This is a genomic window from Sphingobacterium thalpophilum, from assembly GCF_038396785.1.
Lineage (GTDB): Bacteria > Bacteroidota > Bacteroidia > Sphingobacteriales > Sphingobacteriaceae > Sphingobacterium > Sphingobacterium thalpophilum_A.
In genome coordinates, this window is record NZ_CP151087.1 from 2,936,617 (window position 1) to 2,961,751 (window position 25,135).

Sequence of the window (25,135 nt, forward strand, 5' to 3'; positions counted from 1 at the left end):
CATTGCATATTTTTTATAAACTATCTATCTTTACAGACATTGGGACGGTCGATATCGACCAGCTCGGAAATTCCATATTCATCAAACAAGTCTAAGAGTGCATCTGTGCCCTCTTCCAGTTTGTAATCCATCTCTTCTTTATACACGGGAATCATTGCATAAAAATTGATCAGATTACCATCTTTGGTCTTTAACTCCAAAAATTCCTCATCAAAACTTAACATAGGCGGAAGCAGCAACATACAACCGAAACCTGTATTTGCAATATCTTCGGCTTCCATGCCATTGGGAATGGTATGCCCATAGCCCAGCCAGGTTTTGTACTCATGTGGAAACCGCGCTAATCTTTTCAAAAAGTAGACCGGCCAATAATTATTGTCATCCTGAAATTCCTCTTCTCCGATCTTCCAATCAGCGGGTAGCACAACCATTAGCTCTGCGCGCTCATAAGACTCTTTGTTTTCCACTTCATCTGGAACATGCATAGCCAGGTCACTCATGCCCGAAGTAACCAAGATATGGTATGGATAATTTGCACTTGGTTTAATCCAATGCACATCGATATGAACAAACTCAGAGATTATCTCATGGAACACCATATCGGGTTCGGCAATATATTTGGTCAAATGCTCCTCAATCTCATCCAGATAAACACATTGTACCTCCGGAAATAAGTTTTTTGGATCCTTATCATCAGATTGATCTTCATAACGGTAGACCGTAGAACCTCCGGCAGTAATTTCTGTATCTTTTTTATCAGGCGAAGATTCCTCCGCTCCGCTACTCATAATCTTTTTGACTTTATCCCAAAATGACATATTATCTTATAAATGGTGAAAATTTAAGCTATTCTTTTCTTATCAATTTATTCGATCACAGCAACGACAGGTTGCCTGAATCTTGTTTTAACCGGTTTTCCCTTGACCTGACCAGGCATCCATTGTGGCGACCGGCGCATAGCAGACAACACAGCCTTTGCAAACTCGGGGCTTATCTTATCGGGATTCTCGATTTCAATATTGCAGATCGCCCCATCCTCGCAAACAATAAATTTCAGAATTGCCGTTTGCCGAGATCCGTATTTTGCATAGGCCACACTGTCCATTGCCCGGACTGTTCCGGACAGATCCAGATTATTTTGTATAAATTTGGACCAGGCCACCACCCCGCCCTTGAAATAGGGAAAATCATCAACATGCTGTGCGATACTGTCTGCAGGGATATCCCGCTTAGCAATCACTTGTGCACTTGCGGAAGTACACCATACCATAAAAAGTAAAACTGAAAAAAGAGTCTTGAATCCTGTTAAATACATACCCTATCCTATCCATAACCGTACCATTTAACGCTTATATAAGATAATTTATTACTTTAATTCTTTTGGACTAATTGAGCGGCCTAGCAATATCAGTAACAAACTCTCCTGCTTCGTCAACAAGAAAACTAATCGGATGCTCTGGATTTTTAATAATCTCGAACAAGGTCAAACCCCAAGGTTTCCAAAAATTTTCCAAAACTTGGCCATAGGTCTTGTTTTGCCAATGATCAAAGATAGGTTTCATCGACATATCTGCTAATGGCATCGGTTCAACATAGACTTTTTGCGGGGTATTTAAATAGGTATAATCTGGTAAACGATTAAATAAGTAGGCTGAATAAAAATAGCGTGCACACAATTCTTCAAACTGAATGGGATGCAATGTTTTGCCCGCAATAACCTTGAGGATATCTTCGTGATAAATATTGTTTGTGGCATTATCTTGAAGACAGGCGATTACAGCAAAGTCCTTCATGCGGATAGAAAAGATCAAGGTATTGATTTCATCACGATACATAAATGTATCGGGTGCATTCTCAACCGGTACAACAACCAATGAAAATGGGAAGGTATTTTCAAACTCCATCGGTACAACCAGCGACTGCAACATCGCATGGAGATTTGTAAAACGCTGTGCAAGCGCCTGAGAAAAGTTCATATCTTCGCCAGAAGCTTTTTGCTGCCGAATTCCCGCAAGAATTTCATTAAAGACCACCCCATAGATGATTTTTGTCATCCATTGAAACAATAATAAGGGATCCAACTGTTTGACGGCTTCATAACCTTGTTCAAACGACTGTTCTACCACACGTTCCATTTGTTCGATCGCTTCAGCTGCAGTTATGGAACAGGGGAGCTTCAACGATTTATAAGTCACCAGATTCTCATCCAGCATTTTAAAAGGTTTATCTTCCAATTGAAAAGATTTCATCATCCATACAGGAAACACCTGAATGGATTCTTCTTCCGATTGGAGTTTATTTCCTGTTAAAAAACAAATATCTGAATCAAACTGAAATTGTTTGAATGGATTATACAAAGTTGCCGCCATAATGCAGGCAAAGTTAAAACAAATCGAAAAGTCCGCAAGAAAAGCAAATTCTTATTACGATATGGTGACTTGTCTATTTAAACTTATTTTATTTTCAGAAATTTTTGAAAGTTCAAAAACTTTAAATAACTTTAATATAGGCAATCATAAAAAAAGGACGAGAAAGCCGATCGGTTCAATAGTCCGATAAAAACAAATTGAGGTATTGGCAAAATAAAAGCACGATGGAATTACAAGAAGCAAAACAGCAATTTATAGACACCTGGGGGGCATTAGGTTCTGAATGGGGAATCAACAAGTCCGTTGCGCAAGTTCATGCCTTACTCCTCTCGGCAAGCAATCCCATGTCTACAGACGAGATTATGGAAAAGTTGGTGATCTCGCGCGGCAATGCCAATATGAGTATCCGACAATTGATCGATTATGGCATCGTCTACAAAAAGCATATTGCCGGCGACAGAAAAGAATATTTTGTTGCCGAGAAAGAAGTCTTAAAATGGGCCATGAAAATTGCGGTAATGCGTAAGCAAAAAGAACTTGACCCCGTTATGGATATTCTAAAGGATATCAGCCGAAATACAGAGAAGGATCAGACGGCAGAAGGTAAGGAATTCCATAAAACGGTCAAGGACATCCAAAATCTGACGGATCAACTCGAAACTATTGCCAACAAGATTTTCAATACTAGCGGTGGAGATTTATTAATTAAATTGATCAAATTAATGATGTAGCATCATGAACTGGACTGTAAACACACTTGCCATGCGTAAAATAGTCATCGCTGGAGGAACAGGTTTTGTTGGACAATATCTTTCCGAGAGATTTCAGACATTGGGTTACCAGGTTATCGTCATTGGCCGTCGGCAGGGCAATATCCTTTGGACCGATCGATCCGGCATTTCCGATGCACTGGAAAATGCGGAGATGCTAATCAATCTAGCCGGAAAGTCTGTCAACTGTCGATATAACGAAAAAAATAAGGCCGAAATATTTTCTTCAAGAACAAAGACCACAACGATTCTTGGTGAGCTGATCGCAGGCTGTACCAATCCACCAAAATTGTGGCTCAACTCCAGTACAACAACCATTTATAGGCACGCCGAAGATCGTCCGATGACCGAAAGTTCGGGGGAGATCGGAACAGGTTTTTCTGTTGATGTTGCCAAATTATGGGAAAAGACTTTTTTCGACTTCAAATTGGAAAAGACAAGACAGGTGGCACTTCGGATGGCGATTGTTTTGGGTGCGGATGGAGGTGTTATCCTGCCTTTTAAAAATCTTGTCCGGGCTGGACTAGGGGGCATACAAGGAAATGGCCAGCAATATTTTAGCTGGATCCATATTGAAGATCTTTTTCAAATTATTTTGTTCTTAAAAGATCATGCGGATATGGATGGTGTCGTCAATTGTGCGGCCCCCCACCCCGTTACGAATAAAACTTTTATGGCGACTTTTCGACAAGTAATGAACTGTAAAATTGGTCTACCATCTCCCAAATGGCTGCTGGAAATAGGTGCTGCTTTTATTGGCACGGAGACAGAGCTGCTTTTAAAAAGCCGTTGGGTATTACCTGAAAAGCTGGAGAATAGTGAATTTACGTTCAGGTTTCCATCGATTTCAAGTGCTTTACAGGATATTCTGCAGCGGGAATAAAATTTTAAGGTTAACGTGGGGTAAACCATTTACCCCACGTTAACCTTAAAATTTTCAAATACAAGCGGCGCAGTGACAATAGCACCCTCATTATTTTTTACCCCTTTAAACTCGGAGGTTTTTCCTTTCTCCAACAAGTTCTTCATCTCTTTTTCGTCGAGAAAGATACCATTCAATGTCCGCCAGATCTTAAAATCACATCCACGGGCATAATGGTCGCATTGGGCTACTTTATCGTAGAGCAAAATCAATCCCTGCTCACATTTCGGACATTTTATCTTTCCTTTTTGTTGAGGTTTAACTTCCTCTTGCGCGAGAGAAATCCGCAGCGTCAACAGTTCTTTTGTAATTTTGGCCGTATAATCCTTAATATGTTTCATAAAAACATCATAGGACACTTTATTGGCTCGCATTTCCTCCAGCTTCTGCTCCCATTTACCGGTCAAGGTTACCTTGGCAATGGAACGATCTTTTACAAGATTGTATACCGCAAGTCCTTTTTCCGTTGGGATCAGTTTTTTCTTGTCGCGTTTAATATAATCCCGCTGGAAAAGTGTTTCGATAGTTGCGGCTCGTGTAGCAGGTGTACCAAGTCCACAGTCCTTCATAGCCTGCCGCATTTCATCGTCTTCAATTTCCTTTCCCGAAGTTTCCATGGCCTTCAATAAGGAGGCTTCGGTATGTATGGGTCTTGCTTTGGTAAAACGTTCGGCAAGTTCGAGGGTCAGAATCTGCAATAATTCCTCAGCTAACAGCTTCGGTAACTGCGCATTTTCATTATCCTGATCGTCATTGTTTTTATCTTCATCGGGCGCTTCGATCTGCTCCGCGGAAAGACGCCAGCCGTATTGCTTGATTACAGTACCTTTGGCGATAAGTTCAACCCCCTGCGCATCAATTGTCACGGTGGTAATATCTTTTATACATACTTCCGAGAAACTTTCCACCATGCGCTTGGCGATCATATTGTAAACATTCTGTTGCTCTTTGAGCATGGGACCCGGCTTTTCATCCGTCACCAATAGGGCGTGGTGATCGGTTACCTTTTTGTCATCGACAGAACGTTTGTTCAATTTTGCACCGATCAGATTTTTTGCGATCGACGAGATGGATTCATCTGCGGTATCCGACAAATGTTGAAAAAGTGCGCCAATTTCTTCAAAAACATCCTCACCGATGTAACGGGAACCCGTACGCGGATAAGTGATGACCTTCTTTTCGTAAAGTGTTTGCGCAATACTCAGTGTCTGATCGGCCGAATAACCATACTTCTTATTTGCATCCTGTTGCAGCGATGTCAAATCAAATAGCAAGGGCGGTTGCTCTTTTGTTTCTTTGGCTTCCACCTTTGCCACGCGGGCATTAGAACCAACGGTCAATCGCGCAATGGTTTGCTCGGCGACATCCTTTTTATCGATCTTATTGGAGGTTGCCTTAAAACTGATATTATCTTTTTCAAAACCGGCCTGAATTTTATAGAATGCCTGGGGTTTAAAGTCTTTATTTTCCAGATAGCGCGAACAGATCATGGCCAAGGTTGGCGTCTGAACGCGGCCCAAAGAAAGTAATCCTTTATTCCCGGCCGCCAAGGTGATGGCCTGCGTCGCATTGATACCGATTAGCCAGTCCGATTCCGAACGTGAACGGGCAGACATGTACAGGCTATCGTATTCCGTACCTGCTTTCAAATTGGCAAAACCTTCTTTAATGGCTTTATCCGTTTGGCTCGATATCCAAAGGCGTTTAAAAGGTACTTTAGAACCTAAAAAATAGTATATATTACGAAAGATCAATTCACCCTCCCGTCCCGCATCGGTAGCCACAATGATTTCTTCGGCCTGTTCCAACAGGGATTTTATGGTGTTGAGTTGCTTAACTGCTCCGGTATCATCCATCTGCTTGCCATCACGCTTCACTTTCTTCGATTCTAGCTTAAATGTGGATGGAATGATCGGCAAATTTGAAATTGTCCACGAATTGTATCCGTAAGCCTGTGGCGTACAGAGTTGAACCAAATGGCCAAAAGCATACGTAAAAGCATAGCCATTGCCGGCGATATAACCGTCTTTGACTTCCTTCGCCCCCATCACTCGAGCCAGATCACGCGCCACGGAGGGCTTTTCAGCAATTACAACCTTCATTTTAGATATGAGATGTTAGATTTTCGATCCGAGACTTTAGGATAATACCCTCAGGTATTACAGCGAGTCTCAATTTAATATTGATATTTTACCCCTTTACCTGAAACGTCCCTATTCTATGGATGGTATTGTTATTCCCTTGATTTTACGGTACAGCTCTATGGCATAAACGTCAGTCATACCTGAAACAAAATCCAATACACAACGGATTTTGGAATACGAATCTTGTTTATCCGTATAAAATTGTTCAGGAATTAATGCAACGAGCTTTTTATCGTAATTGTTCTTGTTCTTCTTTAGGTATGCCGGAACAAACTCTTTTAATAGGGCATCCATCACCCGGTAACCAGCAATCTCAATTTGCACAACCGTGGGCGCATTATAGATTTTTGCAATGGAAATCTTCGAGATTTTTTTCATTTGTGTAACAATGTCCTCATCTAAGGCATCCATTAACGCTGATCCGAAAGTTCCTGACAGAAATTTGTCCTGCTCACGTACAAAGACATCAACACATCCTTTAATCAAGGTATTGATCGCTTTAGCACGCAACAATGCTACACGGCTTGGGGTATCCAGCAATCCATCGAGCCTGTCGCGAAGATTTTCTTTGCCACAGAGCGGCAATAGTAATTCTTCCACTTCTTGATAGGACAATATCTTAAGATGATGTGCATCTTCCAAATCAATAATATTGTAACAAATATCATCCGCAGCCTCCACGAGATAAACCAAAGGATGTCTTAGGTAGCCCTTTGAATTGGAAGGATCTTTTAATAATCCCAATTCATTAGCAACCTTCTCAAATGCTTTTTGTTCTTCCGTAAAAAAGCCATATTTCTTGCGATGATGGCTTTTCTTGAGGTGGCCATCAATTGCCAGACAGGGGTATTTTACAATGGAAGCCAGGGAAGTATAGGTCAATGCAAAACCTTTGGGATCCTTTCCTTGAAAGGCATGTGTCAGAATCCGTAGCGCATTGGCATTTCCTTCAAAGTGGGTCAGATCGGCCCATTCTTCGGCTGTTACCTGCTCTTGGTATTTACGTCCATCGCCATCTGTGAAATATGTGGAAATAGCGGATTCACCAGAGTGACCAAAGGCCGGGTTGCCCAGGTCATGTGACAAACATGCCGCAGAGATAATATTTCCTACTTCTTGCAAAAAAGGGTAATCATTATCCAGGTTTGGATTTTCCTCTTTCAACTGTGCATAAAACATACGTCCCAAAGAGCGTCCTACACTGGCAACTTCTAAACTATGTGTCAACCTATTGTGCACGAATACAGCGCCAGGAAGTGGAAAAACCTGCGTTTTATTCTGTAATCTCCGAAATGGGGATGAAAAGATCAAACGATCATAATCCCGTTGAAATTCCGACCGGGCCACCAGGTAACTATCTACGCTCCGATCTTCGTAACCCCAGCGCTTTGCAGAGAGCAAATCTTTCCAATTCATTTTTTCAGACATAGCGCAAACTTAGATAAATTTGCCTTTAAATACAATTATAATCATAGGAGACCGGCTCAGAAATTCCCCGAATGACTGTGCACATATCCCTATATTTTACTGCTGTTATTTACCTGTTCAGGAGTCATTTTTGCAACAGTATCCTGGATTGCATTTCAAAATGACAAATTTTACAAACAGCTGTTGTCAAAGTCATTTTTATACTGGTTATATTCTGTATCTTTCCTCTATAAATTAACTATAATACAGTCCCCTTGCGCATTGGGTTTTGCGATTTTCCTCTTCGAGTTTGGTCAGCCGTAAGGCTGGCATTAACTCATGCTTGTGTACTTATAGCCTTTTCAGGCATTTGCATTGGCCAATTTAAAAACGGGGTCTTTTAGCCACCATAAAGATACCCGGCCTTTACGCAAAAAATTGTTATGGTTTAAGTTTCGCTATGCGTTCCATTTCTTTTTGGTGATACCGTATCCTGGCATCTAGTTTGGCTGGTTCGTAGATCACCTGTAGTGCCGGATTATAAGGGGTTAAGTCTTTTAGGGATCAAGCTGAATTCTTGGGGGGAATGTCAAAAATTTCTTAGTTTAGCATCCTTAATACAGATATCCCTTGCAAGAAGCCGAACGTAAATTACTGTCCCTATTGATGCCCGAAGGGCTATTGGAATACTTTCAGATTTTAGAAGTCGATCAGGTTGACAATCAGCTCCACATTTATTTAGATGAGCTTAATATTGCTCCGACAGGCTATCAGAACAGCAAGTTGGAGTCAAAGGGCTTCATGCCTTCCACTGAGATTTCAGACTTTCCCATTCGAGGCCAGAAAGTTACGCTACATATCCGCCGTCGTCGCTGGACGGTCCTGGATACCGGAGAGATCATCACAAGAGATTGGAATCTGGTGCGTGAGGGTGCTCGAATGACTACGGAATTCGGGCTTTTTTTAAAGAAGATATTTGGATAATCATCCTGTAAGCGCCCAATTGGTAGGTCTGTTCTTCCAAATGGACGGTAAGCAACTACAGGATCAATACAAGAACCATCTCAGTGACTTCCAGGACTGGGACCAAAAGCCACACGCAGAGCAATGGACCCTTTTTCCTGATAACATATCGGAACACCTGAGCATCGATGAGACCAGCTTTAGCAACGGTGAACTTTACACGATCGTAAGCAGTAAATCAGCAAAGGGCAGGAAGGGAACCATATTGGCTACCATAAGAGGGACAAAGGCGGAAGATATTATTGCTGTATTAGAGCGCATTCCACTTAAACTAAGGAACAAAGTTAGGGAAGTAACGATGGATATGGCCCCCAATATGGCAAAGGCTATCCGTAGGTGTTTCAGAAATGCCAGAAGGGTTATCGATCGGTTTCATGTACAAAAACTTGCTTATGATGCTGTTCAGGAACTCCGTATCAAATACCGATGGGAAGTCTTAGATGCAGAAAGCAAAAAAATAATGGAATCGCGAAAACGGGGTATCCCATATGACCCCGAGTTGTTGCCTAATGGTGATACGCTCAAACAGCTATTAGCTAGGTCGAGACACCTCCTGTTCAAGCATCCAAGTCGATGGTCGGAAAGCCAAAAACGCCGTGCAGAACTGCTGTTCATCAGGTTTCCCAAGCTAAAACAGGCTTATGATCTTGGAGTTGCCTTAGGTGACATCTTCAATAAATGCAGGGATAAAAAAGTTGCTTTCACAAAGTTAGGACTGTGGCACAACCAGGTTGAGAACGCGGGTATTGCTTCATTCGAGAGTGTCGCAAGATCCATTGCAGCACATCATCAATACATTCTCCACTACTTCGACAATAGAAGCACCAATGCATCCGCAGAGTCCTTCAATGCAAAACTCAAAGCTTTCAGGAGCGTCTTCCGTGGAGTAAGGGATACAACATTCTTCCTGTACAGAGTGATGAAATTGTATGCTTAAAAATGATTACCCCCCAAGAATTCAGCTTGATCCTCTTTTAGGATATTCCATACAACAACGGATATTTTTCGTGCGATAGCGATCAGGGCCTTTTTCGAGGATTTTCTTATACTTAGACGGTTGAATTTGTCTTTAAAATAGGAGCCTTTACAGCGGCTTGCCGCCCAGGCAACCTGTACCAGTATTGGCTTGAGATATCTGTTTCCTTTAGTGATTGCTGTACTTTTATATTTCCCTGCGCTTTCATCATTCTTTGGTCGTAATCCGACCCATCCGCTCAGTTTACCGCTGTTTTCAAAAACTTTCATGTCTGCGCCGGTCTCGGCGATGATCACAGCGGAACTGATACGGCTAACGCCGGGAATCGTCTTTAGCAAGGCACTCTGCCGTGGAAAATCACGCAGGCAGATAGCTTCAATCTTTTCTATATACTCAGCAGACTGCTTGATCAACAGGTCGTATTCAACTTTTGCCATCTGCAGGTTGAAGCGGTGGTGCTCCTTCATGCAGCCGGTTAGTGCTGCTGCCAGCTTTCCGTTTTCTTTGTTCTTCTTACTGGCATAGACCAGTTTGCTTAAACGTACGGCATCACGCTCCCCGGCTATCAGGGCATCAATGACACTCAGCATACTTTTCCCTCCGATATCGGTCACAAGACTACCCAAACGGATTCCGGCCTGTACGAGGATATTGTCCATTTTGGTAAGCATACGGACTATCCGCTGTTGCAACTTGCTATAGGAACGGGTGTAGCTCCTGAGTTCCTGTATTCGCTCACCGGGCACAAAACTCCCGCGAAGCATATCTTTGTGAAGTAGCTGGGCAATCCACTGTGCATCCTTTACATCGCTTTTGCGGCCGGGCAGCTGTTTGATTAAAAAGGGATTCACCAGCATCAGATCAAAGCCCATTTCAGAGAGAATATTCCAGACCGGGATCCAGTAAATACTGGTACTCTCCATCGCTACTCGGAGAACACCCGCAGCCTTCAAGTAGGCTCCCAACTGTCGAATGCCCGTACTGAAGGTTTCGAAAACCTCCACATCCGAATAATGCTTCCCATTAAATACCGCACAAAAAATACTATCTTTATGCACGTCAAGTCCTGCTGTTTTCATATAACTTTTTTTTTCAACATAAAGATAAGCAGCGGGACTTGCTTTGATTGCGATAGCTCTCGCCAATTTTTATCCGCTTGTGTGTAATCGGAAAATTAAATGTAAATTTAACCTAAATACCAATAGGGATTCATCATGACGAAATATCAAACACTTATTCCAAAACATTTTGAAGGTACAATTGACGGCAAAAACACGCATTTGCTCTTATTAAAAAACGAAGGAGGGATGCAGGTACTCTTAACGGACTACGGTGCGCGTATTGTCAGCATTTTGGTACCTGATAAAAAGGGAAATTTGGTGGATGTTGCACTGGGCTTCGATTCCATTCAGGCCTACCTGGATTCTGATGAGAAATACCATGGCTGCACAGCGGGGCGTTTCGCCAATCGCATTGCTGAAGGCAAATTTGAAATAAACGGAAAACACTATACGCTTCCGCAAAACAATGGCAATAATTGTCTTCATGGTGGTATTTCGGGCTTTCATGATAAGGTTTGGGACAGAAGGGTCACTTATCAATCGCACGTCGAATTTTATTATGTTTCCCAAGATGGTGAAGAAGGATTTCCAGGGAATCTAAAAGTTATGGTTTCTTATACCCTAACCAGAAATAACGAGATTATTATCAAATATCATGCGCAATCGGATGCCGATACGCACGTCAACCTGACCAATCATACGTACTTCAATCTGGATGGGGAAGGCAGTGGCGACGTATTGCAGCAGATCCTTCAGATCAATTCAGATAAAGTCTTATTTGTAGACGACAACCAGATACCGAATGCAATAGTACCTGTGGAGGGCACCGCCTTCGACTTCCGCATACCCAAACCTATTGTGCAAGATATTACTGCAAATAACGAACAATTGATCGCTGCCAAAGGATATGATCATTGTTATGTCAACAACCAGCCTATTTCGCAGCCTTGTGCAACAGTATATTCTAAAAACACGGGCATTCAGCTGGATGTCTTTACAACGGAGCCGGGCGTACAACTCTATACAGCAAACTGGATGACCGGAAATGATTTTGGCAAAAGAGGTTACAAGTATCTTCCTTATGCCGGATTCTGTCTGGAAACTCAGCATTTTCCGGATACACCCAATCAAGCGGAATTTCCTTCAACTTTGTTAAAAGCAGGCGAATCATTCGACTCCGAGACACATTTTAAGTTCTCCATAAAAAAATAAGAACATAAAACGGCCGATAAGCACATGCTTACCGGCCGTTTTATGTTGATGTGCTATTTCCTCTGTAGGGCTACAGCATATTTTTTATTTTAAAAGGTCATCCAATGCTGATTCGACTTTTTCAAAACCAAAAGTTACTTTGACCTCGGCGAACATACGTTGGATCTGATCATTGCAGAGATTTCCAATACTTCCCTCGTGGGTATGATTTACCTCTTTTGATGGCTTGAAACGCCCTTCATCAATATCAATACCAATAGTCCTGTAGGCCTCCCGGAAAGGAACTCCTTTCAGGACCTCATTGTTCACCACTTCAACAGAGAACAAATAATCGTATTTTGGATCGTCCAGGATATTGTCTTTTACAATTATATTTTCCAACATAAAGGTTGCGATTTCAAGACATTCATTGAGCGATTTAAACGCTGGGAATAAATTTTCCTTTAACAATTGAAGATCTCTATGGTAACCCGATGGAAGGTTGGTCGTCATCAACGCAATTTCATTTGGCAAGGCCTGTATTTTATTACAGCGTGAACGGATCAGCTCGAAGACATCCGGGTTTTTCTTGTGTGGCATGATGCTCGATCCCGTAGTCAAATGTGCAGGAAAAGAGATAAAGCCAAAATTTTGGTTGATATACAGACATACGTCCATGGCAAACTTGGCCAATGTCGCCGCGATGGAACTCATGCCCTGTGCCAAGATACGTTCAGTCTTCCCTCTTCCCATTTGTGCATAAACCACATTGTAATTGAGGTCTTCAAATCCCAGCAATTGTGTCGTCATCGTTCTATTCAATGGAAAGGATGATCCATACCCTGCAGCAGATCCTAAAGGATTCTTATTACAAACCTTCCATGCTGCACGCATCATCTCCAGATCATCCACAAGGCTTTCCGCGTACGCACCAAACCATAATCCAAACGATGAAGGCATGGCAATTTGCAAGTGGGTGTATCCAGGGATCAGAATATGTTTATATCGCTCGCTGAGCTGGATCAATTCATTAAAAAGAGCCTCCGTATTCTGGATGATATGCTGAATCTCTGAGCGAAAGTATAATTTTAGGTCGACCAAAACCTGGTCATTACGGGATCTGCCGGAGTGAATTTTTTTACCAGCCTCTCCAATACGCTGTGTAAGCAACATTTCAACCTGCGAATGCACATCTTCTACCGAGTCTTCTATACGAAAGTCACCGGCTAAAATTTCTTTATAGATATTTTTCAGTTCTTTTTGTACAAGCGCTAGATCCTCATCGGTCATCAGGTTTATGCTATTCAGCATGCGTGTATGGGCCAATGAACCCAAAACATCCGCAGCAGCAAGTTGCAGGTCCATTACGCGGTCATTGCCCACCGTAAACGATTCTACAAAAGAATCGACATCTATATTTTTTTGCCAGATTTTCATTCGTATAATTTCTTTTTGATCCTGTTATCATCAAAAGCCTTTGGTCGGTTTAGTGTTGATTGAAGCTTCTGATAATTCTATCACATACAATTTTTACAAAAATACCAATTGCAAATGGTTATATCAATGCAAAGATTGCATACATTTTACTCGGATAATTGGATGAAAAACAAAAAATCAGGTGGAAAAAAAAGACTGTTACAAAAAAAATAAAATGTTAAAAGTTTGTTAAATCGCGATAAACACATATTATAAGTAACCACTCACTTTATTTTTAAAAGTTATTTTGTCAGTTTTTTAAGTATTCCTATGTTTGTAGTGTAAGGGAGATGAAAAAATAGAAGATGGTAAGGTTAGTAAATACTTACCGCTTTAAATACACCGAAATTTCAAACCAAATATGATAGACCCCAAAGTCTTAAAACTTGAAAGAAATTACCTAACCAATTGTGAATCGAAATTTAAAGGCACGTCAAACCAAGATGTGCCTTTTTTCTTATGTAGAGTCAAGTTTCTCTTTTAATTGAAATTTTGGCTATTTTTGTTTAACATAATTGAGAATATTCAACATAAAACGTATACGATGGGAACAGAAAGCAAGAGACAGCAACGTTTTGCTGGGGTGATTCAACAGGATTTAGCAGCATTATTTCAACGCGAAGGTAATTCATGGGCTCCTGGAGCGTTTATCACGGTTACACGGGTTCGTGTTACACCTGATTTGGCAATTGCCCGTGTTTACATAAGCTTTTTGAACACAAAAACGGCACAGGAAAATATGAAGTCCATTCGTTCCAAAACATCTGAAATACGCTACAAACTGGGAGCAAAAATTAAGAACCAGGTAAAGATTGTTCCTCAATTGGAGTTCTTCCTCGATGATACCAACGAATATGTTGAACACATGGACAAACTATTTGACGAGATCGGCAAAGAACCGCGTCAGCCAGAATAATGCTATCTATCGCAGCCTGTTAAACAACCATGGTATTTGAACTGGATACGAACAGACTGGAGTTTCCACACCCAAGTTATGCAGAAGAAGATGGTTTACTCGCCGTAGGTGGAGATCTTTCGCCAGATCGTTTGCTACTGGCCTATAGTAACGGAATTTTCCCCTGGTTCAGTGATGACAGCCCCATACTTTGGTATGCCCCAGACCCCAGATTTGTGATCGATCCCTCCAAGGTCAAGATCAGCAAAAGCATGGCGAGTGTACTCCGGAAAAAAACATTTTCTCTATCGATAGACCGCAGCTTTAAAGAAGTCATTCAGCTTTGTGCGTCTATCAATAGAAAAGATCAGGCTGGAACCTGGATAACCCAGGGCATGATCCAAGCATATAGTAAACTTGCGGAGCTAGGTTATGCACATTCGGTGGAAGTATGGCAAGGCGGTATACTCGTTGGCGGGCTTTATGGCGTGTTAATCAATGGTGTCTTTTGTGGAGAAAGCATGTTTTCAAAAGTCCCCAACGCTTCGAAAGCGGCCCTGATTTATCTCGCCCAAGAAATTGAAGTACGTTTAATTGATTGCCAATTTCACACGGATCATTTGGAAAGCATGGGCGGTGAATACCTTTCCTTGACAGATTATTTAGCAATACTAACAAAAGACCAAAGACATGAGTAGTCCCTATCGTAAACATTTTGACATCGCTTCAGCCGTAACTTACCTCACGACACCAGGATCCGGCTTACTTTCACGTGAAACAAAGGCTTGGCGCTCCAAAAGAGACCAAGATTTCTTTGACGCGAACACTACCTTACGCGAACAGCAAGGTGCAACTTTAGATGCCTGTCGGGATACGCTCGGTAAATTCTTTAATTGCCCTTCCCAAAATGTGTTCTTATCAAGTTGTTTTTCCTTTGCCTTCAATGCGCTATTGGCAGGTTTACCGAAACAATCGAAAGTGCTGCTATTGGACAATGATTATCCTTCGGTTAATTTTCCTACAATTATAAGCGGTTTTGAACATCAATTTGTCAGGATGGACGAACAGCTGGAAACGAATTTATTGGACACAATAGCAACATTTAAACCAGATGTCCTTATTCTTTCCATTGTTCAATATATTTCGGGATTAAAAATAGACCTATCTTTCATACAGGAATTGAAGCATCGGCATCCCGACTTGTTGATTGTAGGCGACGGCACACAGTTTTTGGGAACAGATCTTTTTGATTTTACGCTTTCGGGCTTTGACGCCGTATTATCCAGTGGATACAAATGGCTTATGGCTGGCTTTGGCAATGGTTTTGTTCTCTTAAGTGACAGACTCAAAGCGATACTTTATGCGGATATCCAAAAAAATTACAGCTTCCTCAACAACCAATGGATGAATAAATCTGTGGTACAACTTTGTTTTGAACCAGGGCATCTGGACACCCTGTCGCACGGAACGCTACAGCAGTCCCTTCTTCAATTGGAGGAATGGGGATTTTCCGAAACAGTGGCCTATACCCAAAAGTTAATTGCAGATGCCCGCGCTGAACTTGCCGACCGGAAACTGTTATTGGACAGCATCATCAATAGACGTCCGCAGAGCAATATTTTCAATATTCAGATCAACCCCGACAATTATCAGACTCTCCTGGATGAGGGCATAAAATGCTTTCCCCGAGGATCGGGGATCCGTGTTGGATTTCATTTATACAATGATCACTCGGATCTTGAGAAGCTATTATATATTATTGACACAAAAGTAAAGTAAACATGAAATTTAGAATAGGCGACTTAGTACGGTTTGTCGATGAGCCCATTGAGGGGCATATCACATCCATGCAGCCCAACGATATTGTAGGCGTTACAGATGACACTGGTTTTGAGATTCCGGTGCCAATGGATAAAATCACTCTTGTCTTCGGTAATATGCGTCGAGCAGATGATGAACTTGACCAGCATGCGACACCACTGACACCACATCGATTTATCGAAAAAGGAATACTTTTGGCAATTTCGGGAGACCACAAAGATGGACTTGCCAAATTACATATCATCAATGAAACGAGTTTTGAGCTCCTAGTGTCCGTAGCTGAAGCTACAGCGAATAAAGTAAAAGGTATTTTCAGCAATAAAATACCGCCACACGATTCGATGCAGTTTTATACAGGCAACTTTGCAAATGTTGGGAAATGGCCTACCTTCCGTTTTCAGATCATACGGCATAGTGCCAGTTTGCAGGAACTGACATCACCAATCAACAGAGAACAACGTGTACGTCCTGTAGATCTAACTAATCCAAAAGTCCTGAACGAAATTTTGGATGAAAAAATATGGTCCTACGAACTGGATAAGATTGAAGAGGATTTAGGACTGGACAAGTTGAAAAATCATTTCATACCACATCGTCCAAATAAAAAATAAGCTAGATGAATTTCATCTAGCTTATTTTTTATATACCAAACGGCTTTATTTTATTCAGCCGTCGCAGAAACCTTCCTGGTGCTCAACAATAATAATACGATGCCGACCAAATAGACAATCCAGCCCCAGCGCATGTGCAGGGATTTAGAAAGCAATTTATCGGCAAATCCCCAGCCGAAATAATTATTGATCTTAAACCAGACCGCTGTTATACTCAACAGGTACCAACAGGCGGCCACTCGGGTCATCCACTGATAAGCTCGAACCGCACGGACAAAAAACAAGAGGGCAGTCACCCCGAGAATAGGTAATGTGATAAAGAACAAATAGGAATCTACCTGATATAAATTCCAATTTCCCTTAATAGGCACTTTTAAGAATGGTGTCATGCTGGACAAAAACGAAATGACTAGTCCAACAATGGCAAAGTATTTTTTGATAATAATCATGGTTCAAATTACTTTAAAATTGCTACGAATATAAGTTGAATATTGACACATATATAACTTGTATTTCACTTTTTGAAAAATTATTCTATTTTTAAGCGCAATTAACACTTAGAACAAATAAAAAACAAGACTAATCCAAAGATCATCAATCATTTAAATCTGGTTTTCACTTGTTTAAAAGAGATGAATATAATTTTTAGCATTTAAGCCGAATAATAAACATGAAAAGAGAAGTTGAAGAAATCGCAGCAGAACAACCTGCACAGCCTAATAAAAAGAAAAAGATCTATATCATTATTGGCGTCGTGCTATTGGTTGTCCTAGCGGGTGGCGGATATTACAACTATAGCCATCGACAAGCTATCGACGGCCTGCAGGTGGATAGTACCGCGACAGCTGTTGTAGGGTTTGACAATGCAGATCCCAAAGACCTGGAAGACGCTGATGGTTGGAGTTCACTGGAAGACTATCAACACTGGAACAATGCAATCTTCACGATTCCCGAATACGATAATATCCCGTTACGCTATAGAAGGGGTATTACAAAGATATTCATGGGTAATAACTACCTTGAACCTGTAGATGATAAACCTATATACAAGTTTACACGGATAAAAGATCGTGCTAAATCTGTTTTCTGTTATGGTAACTTTACCGATCGCAACGATTCAGACAGTTGGAATAAAGAAATGGCTTTTTTGGTAGAAAAGAACGACTATCAGAGCAGTGCCATCTGGATCATTTCAGCAAAAGGCGATATTTTATTCTGGAAGGAATATTCAAGCGAACTGCCACTCATCAACAGCTTCAAAAAGGGACAGAAAATTTTTATGGATGAGATGAAGTTAGTACCTGCTCCTGCTGATGGAATTATTGTCAAGAATAAAAATTCCAAGTACGCATTAATTTACAATAAAAACAGCAAGACCTTCGACAGCTATTACCAATACAGTGATAGTGAAATTCAGGAAGCTACCACTTCCGAAGAGGAGCCTTATGTGGAAGAATTGCAAGATGTCACCATCGACTCTGCAACTACAAATACAGGTATTAAAGAGTAGTTTATCGTATTTTATCGCTTAAAATTTTCGTCACGACAGATCGTGACGAAAATCATTCGATATTGATACGCAAAACAAACACCTGAATTACAGACATATAACCATCAAAATCGGCTATTTAAAATCTTTCTAAATTAATCCCTTTGACAGATTTTTGACACAAGCACAAAGCTTTTAAGCTACATTTGTACCGTTAAATATAAGCGAGGGATTAGAGCTTTGAAAAATCTTAAAGTATTAGCGTTTACTCATAAACATGTCGAACTAAAAGATCTAGGTAATCTAGTGATCTGCAATGAGGATTTAGAAAGTCGCCTCATCAATCTAAAGCATAGCCTAGACATTCCAGAGATCTTTTATATTGGTACTTGTAACCGAGTAGAGTTTGTATTTTATGGTGCTCACGAATTGACCCATGAATTCATTGCTGATTTTATGGGAAAATTGAACTTCTGTGTTCCTCAGGAGAGACTACAATGTTATTTAGGACAGGTCAACAAATACGAGGGTATGGATGCTTTAAACCACCTGCTTCGGATGTCATGTTCACTTGAAAGTCTTGTTGTTGGTGAAAAAGAAATTTTGGCACAGGTACGTCGGGCTTATGATCGTTGTAGAGAAGCTGGTTTTACTGGAGATTTTCTACGTCTGATGATGGATCGTCTCGTAAAAACGGCTAAAGAAGTATACACCTATACTAAAATTTCCAGAAACCCAATTTCCGTTGTCTCGCTTGCCTATCGCAAATTGCGCGAACTAAAACTGGTTGAAAACCCTAGAATCGTCATTATCGGTTCTGGAGAAACCAATCAGAACTTAGCGAAATATTTCCAAAAGAACCAAAAAGCTAAGTTCGTTATTTTCAACCGCACAGTAGAGAACGCAAAGGCCTTAGCCGAAGAATTAAATGCTGAAGCTTATCCCCTAGCGGATATTGATCAGTACAAAGAAGGCTTTGATATTTTAATTACTTGCACAGGTGCGCCGACCTCCATTATTGACAACACACTTTATCAATCCTTATTAAACGGAGAAACGGATAAGAAAATAATCATTGACTTAGCCGTTCCGAATGATATTGATGCTGAAGTTCTCCAAAATAATCCGATTCATTACATTGAAGTGAGCAGCTTACAAGCTATTGCGGAGAAAAACATCCAAGAGCGTTATAACGAATTGGAGAGTGCCGAAAAGATTATACAGGACAATATCCAAGAATTTTTACCTTTAATCAAACAGCGACGTGTAGAGGTTGCTATGCGTGAGGTTCCTGAAAAGATTAAAGAAATTAAGTCATTTGCGCTAAATGAGGTTTTTGCTCAAGAGGTTCAAGCCCTAACCCCCGAAGCGAGAGAAGTATTGGAAAAAGTCATCAACTATATGGAAAAGAAATACATCAAAGTTCCAATGGTTATGGCGAAAGAAATTTTGGTTAAAACTCCAGAAACGGAAAAAAACTAATACTAAGCTTCCTCTTCGAACAGCGTTATATTCTATTACTTTTTGTTGCTTCCCTAGGTTTTGTACCAATGCCTATTAGCGGAATGAATCTGTGCCCGTCACCCGGAGCTATCCTTTGACTGTTTCTTTAAATTTCGGTTTGTCAATTATTTCCTGACATATAATGACAGTAACGTGTCAACATATTCCTTCTATTTATTTATTTTTGCTCTGATTAATGGTATTAAACACATTTTTCCGAAATTGTTTATTTCCGGGGCTCAATTGAATTAAAACACATGCTGTGCTAGTTGAATACGTCGCTACTGGGGGAACATTTTGTGATTGTTTTAATAGGTAAAGTAAAATTAACGTGAATAGAAAACTAATTATTGGTACCCGGGGAAGTGTTCTTGCCATGTGGCAGGCAAATTTTGTAAAAGATCGATTGGCAGAAATCGGAATTGAAGCAGAATTAAAAGTCATTAAAACACAAGGGGATATCATTCAACACCTTCGTTTGGATAAATTAGAAGGCAAAGGATTTTTCACCAAAGAGCTTGAAGAGGAGCTTTTAAGCGGTACCATTGATTTAGCTGTACACTCACACAAAGATTTACCTACGGTCAACCCTCCGGGATTGATCATTGCAGCGGTTTCTGAGCGTGAGGATCCCGCTGAATTATTGATTATCCACAAAGATTGTGTGGATATCAAAAAACGTCTTTCATTAAAACACAATGCGACTGTTGGGACATCATCCAACCGTAGAAAAGCGCAGATCTCGGCGCTACGTCCGGATCTAGAATTTGACGATCTCCGTGGTAATTTACAGACAAGAATCCAGAAGCTACGTGATGAGCAATACGATGCTATCGTACTTGCAAAGGCAGGTATTAGCCGTATTGAAATGGATATTACAGATTTTCATGTGGAAGAGATTCCTCCTGTTGAAATTATCCCGGCACCGGCGCAAGGAGTACTTGCTATTCAGATCCGTGAAGTTGACAAGGAACTTTTTGACGCTTTACAGCCCTTAAACAATGAAGAAGTAGCAAAAACAATCTCCGTAGAACGTTTGGTATTAAATAAATTTGACGCGGGATGTCATGCGCCATTAGGCTGTTATTGCCGTAAAAGCGGTGATGAATACGAAGCTTGGGCCTCTATTGCTGACACAAGCGAAGATTTTCCTGACCGTGTTTACCTTAGAGATACCGATGCGACACGGTTAGCGGAGCGTATTTTCAGCAAATATGCAAAGGATAGAAAATTGCCACAATCTGTATTTATCTCCCGGGAGGTAGACGAAAATTCCTATTTCGCAAGAGCAATGGCCAAGCACAATATTACTATTGAGGGCCGCTCTTTGATCAAAATATTCCCCATCATCAACAAATTGGATCCTTTTATCCTAAAACACGCGGATTGGATTATATTTTCAAGCAAGAATGGTATTGAGCACTTTTTCAATTTAGAGCCACGTTTGAGCAAAAAGACCAAGATTGGTGTCATTGGCCGTGGCTCGGAAGAGATTTTGCGCAAATATGACCGCGTTGCTGATTTCTCTGGCGACAGTGAGGGCATCAATATGGAGGAAATTGCGAAGAAATTTGCTGAGTTGGCCAATGGTGGTACCGTGCTTATACCACGTGCGAAGGAATCTTTGGAGACGATCCAAAAAGCATTAAGCCCGGAGACAAAAATTATCAATATACCGGTATATGAAACGGTCTTAGAAGAAAATGTAGATCCATCCAACGCGGAGGTATTGGTCTTTACCAGTCCGAGCAATGTGGAAGCTTATTTTGCAGACAACCTACTGGAACCAGGCCAAAAAGTAATCTGTATTGGCCGCTCTACCGGTGCAAAGTTTGATGAGATGAATGTCCCTTATGCACTTCCTTATTCTCCAGATGAAATAGGTCTTTCTGAAGCCGTTTTTGGATTGGAGTATTAGAATCGTATAAAGTAGTTTGTATTTCAACGTCGGTAAACGATTCCACTGACTTTGAAATAAACAACATAGATCATAAATAATCTTAATATAATGTTACAACGTCCGAGAAGAAATCGTAAATCTGCCGTGATTCGCGACATGATTCAAGAGACACGTTTAGACGCGTCAAATTTGATTTTCCCACTTTTTATCGTCGATGGGCAAAATCAAAAAACTGAGGTTAAATCGATGCCGGGCATCTATCGCTATTCAATAGACAATCTATTGAAGGAAGTAGAAAGTTGCCTGAAGTTGGGCTTACGTTCATTTGATCTTTTCCCTAACATTGAAGAGTCATTAAAAGACAAATATGCTACAGAAAGCTACCGTGATGGAAGTTTATACTTACGTGCAATTGCTGCGGTAAAGAAAAATTTTCCGGAGGCTTGTATCGTAACGGATGTTGCCATGGACCCTTACAGCAGTGACGGGCACGATGGAATTGTCGAAAACGGTGAGATCCTAAACGATGAGACATTAGAAGTATTGGGCAAAATGGCCTTGGCACATGCACAATCAGGTGCAGATATCATTGCACCATCAGATATGATGGATGGCCGCATCGGTTACATCCGTGAGCTATTGGACCATAATGGTTTTACTAACGTTTCTTTGATGTCGTATACGGCAAAATATGCTTCGGCCTATTATGGTCCTTTTAGAGATGCCTTAGGCTCGGCACCCAAGCATGGCGACAAGAAGACCTACCAGATGAATCCTGCCAATGCAAAAGAGGCGCTTATTGAAGCACAGCTCGACGCACAGGAAGGAGCTGATTTTCTGATGGTAAAACCGGGACTTCCCTACTTAGATATCGTTAAACTTCTTGCAGACAACTTCGATCTACCTATTGCAGTATATAATGTCAGTGGAGAATATGCGATGTTAAAAGCGGCTATCCAAAACGGTTGGCTCGATGAACGTGTCATCCTAGAAACGTTATTGAGCTTCAGACGTGCTGGCGCTACAGCAATCTTATCCTACCACTCCAAAGAAGTATTGGAGAAAGGTTTTATTTCGCATTCAACTATTTAGACTATGCAAGCACCTGATATTTCAAGAGCAAAATCTGCTGAGCTATTTGAAAAAGCAAAACAATATTTCCCTGGAGGCGTAAACTCTCCTGTTAGGGCTTTCAAATCCGTATATGGTACCCCATTATTTATTGAGCGTGGCGATAAAGCACACCTGTGGGATGCTGACGGAAATGAATTCATCGATTTTTGTTGTTCATGGGGCCCCTTAATTTTAGGGCACAATAATGATCAAGTTCGTGAAGCTGTAGCGGCACAACTCGGGAAAGGCTTAAGTTTTGGCGCTCCCACTGCGTTGGAGAACCAACTGGCTGAGTTGATTATCGAAAACAATAGGTTTATTGAGAAAATTCGCTTTGTCAGTTCCGGAACTGAGGCCGTAATGTCTGCAATCCGTTTGGCTAGAGGCTACACGAAACGTGATAAGATCATCAAATTTGATGGCTGTTATCATGGCCACTCCGATTCTCTTTTGGTTAAAGCGGGTTCTGGTTTGGTCACTTTTGGTGAGACATCATCGGCTGGTGTACCTAAAGCATTTGCAGACGAAACCATTGTTATCGAATTAAACGATAAGCAAGCTTTAGAAGCTGCTTTTGCAGAATTTAAAGATCAGATTGCCGCAGTTATCATTGAGGGTATACCTGCAAACAATGGCTTATTGTTGCAATCTAAGGAATATGTTCACTTCTTACGTAATATCACCAAAGAACATGGTGCAATGTTGATTATGGATGAAGTGATCACGGGATTCCGTATTGGTTTTGAAGGTGCTTCGGCTTACTATGACGTACAACCAGATATTATTACCTACGGCAAAATTATTGGTGGCGGAATGCCTGTTGGTGCCTATGGAGCCTCAAAAGAATTGATGGCCTGTATATCTCCTGATGGTGCAGTTTACCAAGCCGGAACTTTATCCGGAAATCCAGTTGCTATGGCTGCAGGCATTGCCGCATTAGGTATCTTGGCACAAAAGGATTTCTACACAAATTTAAATGCCAAAACAGAAGCTTTCGTCAATGATATGCGTACTTATATTGCGGAGAAAGGATATAAAGTTCAACTTTTCCATGTGGCTTCTATTTTTTGGTTTGCCTTCACAGAACAGCACGAAATTAAAAAAGCGAGTGAAATCGATCCTAAATCGATGGAATCTTATAAAATTATGCACCGCGAATTGTTAAATCGTGGCGTATATTTTGGTCCTTCAGGCTATGAAGTAGGCTTTGTTTCTGATGCACATACAGCAGCGGATCTTGACCAGGCAAAAAAACATATTTTCGATGCTTTAGACATTGTCTTTAGTGCATAAAATCAAACTACTATAAAAAAGCCCTCCAGTATATTACTAGAGGGCTTTTTTTATAGGTTAGTGGAAGTATAGGCTCGAATCAACGTGCTTATTACAGTTTGTTTGCCAGCTTCTTATCTTTAGATTTCATCTTATTTAGTCCGGCAATAAGTTCATCCAATGAAAACTTACCTTTGATATCCATAAAAACACTTTCATCTTCGTTATCATGAACGAGTAGAGAAACCCGCTGAATAACATTATTCTTATCAATACGCGCATTCAGCGAAATCTCCTGTCCATCCGTGTTAATAACCAGTAATTCCTCAAATTTGTTCTTCTTCAAAAACTTATGGTAATCGTCCAAAATCCGTGCATTCTTCGTTTTGTCATTATTTGAAAGTGTCAGCATTCTGAACTTCTTTAATTTCTTTACAATTTCAGCCATTGCACGAGACTCTTCATCATTATCGTCCTTTAAGGCTTTTTTCATAAAGGGTTTTGTTAACCACATCGGTAAATTAATGGCAACAATCTCAGCGTCGTCCGATACATTAGACCGGCTGACGAAATCCATATTGGAGGCTTTTTTTATCATGCATGACTGCATGGAGAAAAGAACGCCAACTAGGCACAACAAGGTTAGTAATCTTTTCATAATCTTCTACTTTTTGTTGTTATCACCTTTATTCTTACTCACTTTATTGTTCCCTTCGTTGACCAAGCTAGTCACGTCTTTCAACGGTATAGCCCCGTCAAGGATCATAAATAGATTTTGCCCATCTCCGTTGATCGTTAGTAACAGATTGTTTAAGATGTCGGCATTTGCAGACATATTTTCGACCATGAACCGGATATCCTGACCTTCATTATTGAGCGACATGAGTTCTTCATACTTTAAATTTGAAACTGCCCCTTGAATAATACCTGTTAAGGCTTTATCCTCCCCATCTTCAACAATCAGCATCCGCAACGATTTAACATTCTTAAGTAGTGGTGTAATTGTCTGCATATCCTCATCGTCTATTTTCAAATTACCCAATAGCTTGAACATCGGCGCCCCGATTTTGAGTGTTGTCACACCTTTCTTTCCTTGATATTGTTCAAAAAGTTTATCCAATTTTGAAATTTGTGCATTTGCCATACTTGCTACAAGTAGAAGGCAAGCTATTAAAAAACCTTTCATTTTATT

24 protein-coding genes are annotated in these 25,135 nt (G+C 40.9%); 14 read left to right on the top strand and 10 right to left on the bottom strand.

Annotated features, from left to right (window positions below; genetic code table 11):
• Positions 1-20: 20 nt before the first annotated feature.
• The 3 genes from AACH28_RS12955 to AACH28_RS12965 form a co-directional block, all read right to left on the bottom strand.
• The gene (locus AACH28_RS12955; protein WP_341830683.1) at positions 21-788 is read right to left on the bottom strand and encodes a suppressor of fused domain protein; all 768 of its coding nucleotides are present in this window, start codon (positions 786-788) and stop codon (positions 21-23) included.
• A gap of 77 nt (positions 789-865) precedes the next feature.
• A complete protein-coding gene (locus AACH28_RS12960; protein ID WP_070562031.1) occupies positions 866-1,270 on the bottom strand; it encodes an energy transducer TonB in 405 nt (134 codons plus the stop codon).
• A gap of 115 nt (positions 1,271-1,385) precedes the next feature.
• Entirely contained in the window at positions 1,386-2,369 is a 984-nt protein-coding gene (locus tag AACH28_RS12965; protein ID WP_286770666.1) for a hypothetical protein, read from the bottom strand.
• 224 nt (positions 2,370-2,593) lie between these two features.
• Here AACH28_RS12965 and AACH28_RS12970 point away from each other — a divergent pair, with 224 nt between their 5' ends.
• Complete coding sequence (locus AACH28_RS12970) at positions 2,594-3,100, top strand: GbsR/MarR family transcriptional regulator (RefSeq protein ID WP_112373885.1); 507 nt, start codon at positions 2,594-2,596, stop codon at positions 3,098-3,100.
• Between the two features lie 4 nt (positions 3,101-3,104).
• Positions 3,105-4,022, top strand: coding sequence for a TIGR01777 family oxidoreductase (locus AACH28_RS12975; protein ID WP_341830684.1), 918 nt, complete (start codon positions 3,105-3,107; stop codon positions 4,020-4,022).
• Positions 4,023-4,051: 29 nt separating this feature from the next.
• Here AACH28_RS12975 and AACH28_RS12980 read toward each other — a convergent pair whose 3' ends face one another.
• Together AACH28_RS12980 and AACH28_RS12985 are read right to left on the bottom strand one after the other, a co-directional pair.
• Entirely contained in the window at positions 4,052-6,163 is a 2,112-nt protein-coding gene (locus AACH28_RS12980) for a type IA DNA topoisomerase (RefSeq protein WP_112373886.1), read from the bottom strand.
• Between the two features lie 111 nt (positions 6,164-6,274).
• On the bottom strand, positions 6,275-7,633 hold the full coding sequence (locus AACH28_RS12985; RefSeq protein ID WP_286727371.1) for a deoxyguanosinetriphosphate triphosphohydrolase: 1,359 nt from the start codon (positions 7,631-7,633) through the stop codon (positions 6,275-6,277).
• 609 nt (positions 7,634-8,242) lie between these two features.
• Between AACH28_RS12985 and AACH28_RS12990 the strand changes: the two genes are divergently transcribed.
• Positions 8,243-8,596 carry a transposase gene (locus tag AACH28_RS12990; protein WP_286767917.1) on the top strand — a complete coding sequence of 118 codons (354 nt, stop codon included), beginning with the start codon at positions 8,243-8,245 and terminating at the stop codon, positions 8,594-8,596.
• On the top strand, positions 8,589-9,572 hold the full coding sequence (locus AACH28_RS12995) for a transposase (protein ID WP_286767918.1): 984 nt from the start codon (positions 8,589-8,591) through the stop codon (positions 9,570-9,572). Before AACH28_RS12990 ends, AACH28_RS12995 begins: the two co-directional genes overlap by 8 nt.
• On the opposite strand, the gene AACH28_RS13000 is transcribed toward AACH28_RS12995, so the two are convergent.
• Positions 9,569-10,690 carry an IS110 family transposase gene (locus AACH28_RS13000; protein WP_341830685.1) on the bottom strand — a complete coding sequence of 374 codons (1,122 nt, stop codon included), beginning with the start codon at positions 10,688-10,690 and terminating at the stop codon, positions 9,569-9,571. The genes AACH28_RS12995 and AACH28_RS13000 overlap by 4 nt on opposite strands.
• A gap of 135 nt (positions 10,691-10,825) precedes the next feature.
• On the opposite strand from AACH28_RS13000, the gene AACH28_RS13005 reads away from it, so the two are divergent.
• Positions 10,826-11,884 carry an aldose epimerase family protein gene (locus tag AACH28_RS13005; RefSeq protein ID WP_341830686.1) on the top strand — a complete coding sequence of 353 codons (1,059 nt, stop codon included), beginning with the start codon at positions 10,826-10,828 and terminating at the stop codon, positions 11,882-11,884.
• Positions 11,885-11,968: 84 nt separating this feature from the next.
• On the opposite strand, the gene argH is transcribed toward AACH28_RS13005, so the two are convergent.
• A complete protein-coding gene (gene argH, locus AACH28_RS13010) occupies positions 11,969-13,300 on the bottom strand; it encodes an argininosuccinate lyase (protein WP_341830687.1) in 1,332 nt (443 codons plus the stop codon).
• Positions 13,301-13,883: 583 nt separating this feature from the next.
• Here argH and rbfA point away from each other — a divergent pair.
• From rbfA to AACH28_RS13030, 4 genes are read left to right on the top strand one after another with little or no spacing between them, the layout of a single operon-like run.
• Positions 13,884-14,255: a 30S ribosome-binding factor RbfA gene (gene rbfA, locus AACH28_RS13015; RefSeq protein WP_070562015.1), complete on the top strand. Its 372-nt coding sequence runs from the start codon at positions 13,884-13,886 to the stop codon at positions 14,253-14,255.
• A gap of 29 nt (positions 14,256-14,284) precedes the next feature.
• A complete protein-coding gene (aat, locus tag AACH28_RS13020) occupies positions 14,285-14,932 on the top strand; it encodes a leucyl/phenylalanyl-tRNA--protein transferase (RefSeq protein WP_286754838.1) in 648 nt (215 codons plus the stop codon).
• Positions 14,925-16,013: an aminotransferase class V-fold PLP-dependent enzyme gene (locus AACH28_RS13025; RefSeq protein ID WP_341830688.1), complete on the top strand. Its 1,089-nt coding sequence runs from the start codon at positions 14,925-14,927 to the stop codon at positions 16,011-16,013. The genes aat and AACH28_RS13025 overlap by 8 nt, the downstream gene beginning before the upstream one ends.
• A 2-nt stretch (positions 16,014-16,015) precedes the next feature.
• Positions 16,016-16,666 carry a hypothetical protein gene (locus AACH28_RS13030; protein ID WP_070562009.1) on the top strand — a complete coding sequence of 217 codons (651 nt, stop codon included), beginning with the start codon at positions 16,016-16,018 and terminating at the stop codon, positions 16,664-16,666.
• A gap of 50 nt (positions 16,667-16,716) precedes the next feature.
• On the opposite strand, the gene AACH28_RS13035 is transcribed toward AACH28_RS13030, so the two are convergent.
• Complete coding sequence (locus tag AACH28_RS13035) at positions 16,717-17,115, bottom strand: hypothetical protein (protein WP_341830689.1); 399 nt, start codon at positions 17,113-17,115, stop codon at positions 16,717-16,719.
• 221 nt (positions 17,116-17,336) lie between these two features.
• Between AACH28_RS13035 and AACH28_RS13040 the strand changes: the two genes are divergently transcribed.
• The 5 genes from AACH28_RS13040 (at position 17,337) to hemL (ending at position 23,964) form a co-directional block, all read left to right on the top strand.
• On the top strand, positions 17,337-18,176 hold the full coding sequence (locus AACH28_RS13040) for a hypothetical protein (RefSeq protein ID WP_070562005.1): 840 nt from the start codon (positions 17,337-17,339) through the stop codon (positions 18,174-18,176).
• Positions 18,177-18,395: 219 nt separating this feature from the next.
• Positions 18,396-19,637: a glutamyl-tRNA reductase gene (hemA, locus tag AACH28_RS13045; protein WP_336830176.1), complete on the top strand. Its 1,242-nt coding sequence runs from the start codon at positions 18,396-18,398 to the stop codon at positions 19,635-19,637.
• 352 nt (positions 19,638-19,989) lie between these two features.
• Complete coding sequence (gene hemC, locus AACH28_RS13050) at positions 19,990-21,576, top strand: hydroxymethylbilane synthase (protein WP_341830690.1); 1,587 nt, start codon at positions 19,990-19,992, stop codon at positions 21,574-21,576.
• A 90-nt stretch (positions 21,577-21,666) separates the two neighbouring features.
• Positions 21,667-22,650 carry a porphobilinogen synthase gene (gene hemB, locus AACH28_RS13055; RefSeq protein WP_046674929.1) on the top strand — a complete coding sequence of 328 codons (984 nt, stop codon included), beginning with the start codon at positions 21,667-21,669 and terminating at the stop codon, positions 22,648-22,650.
• Between the two features lie 3 nt (positions 22,651-22,653).
• Positions 22,654-23,964, top strand: coding sequence for a glutamate-1-semialdehyde 2,1-aminomutase (gene hemL / locus AACH28_RS13060; protein ID WP_046674928.1), 1,311 nt, complete (start codon positions 22,654-22,656; stop codon positions 23,962-23,964).
• 91 nt (positions 23,965-24,055) lie between these two features.
• Here hemL and AACH28_RS13065 read toward each other — a convergent pair whose 3' ends face one another.
• Together AACH28_RS13065 and AACH28_RS13070 are read right to left on the bottom strand one after the other, a co-directional pair.
• Entirely contained in the window at positions 24,056-24,601 is a 546-nt protein-coding gene (locus AACH28_RS13065) for a DUF4252 domain-containing protein (protein WP_083295802.1), read from the bottom strand.
• 6 nt (positions 24,602-24,607) lie between these two features.
• Positions 24,608-25,129, bottom strand: coding sequence for a DUF4252 domain-containing protein (locus tag AACH28_RS13070; RefSeq protein WP_046674926.1), 522 nt, complete (start codon positions 25,127-25,129; stop codon positions 24,608-24,610).
• Between the last annotated feature and the right edge of the window lie 6 nt (positions 25,130-25,135).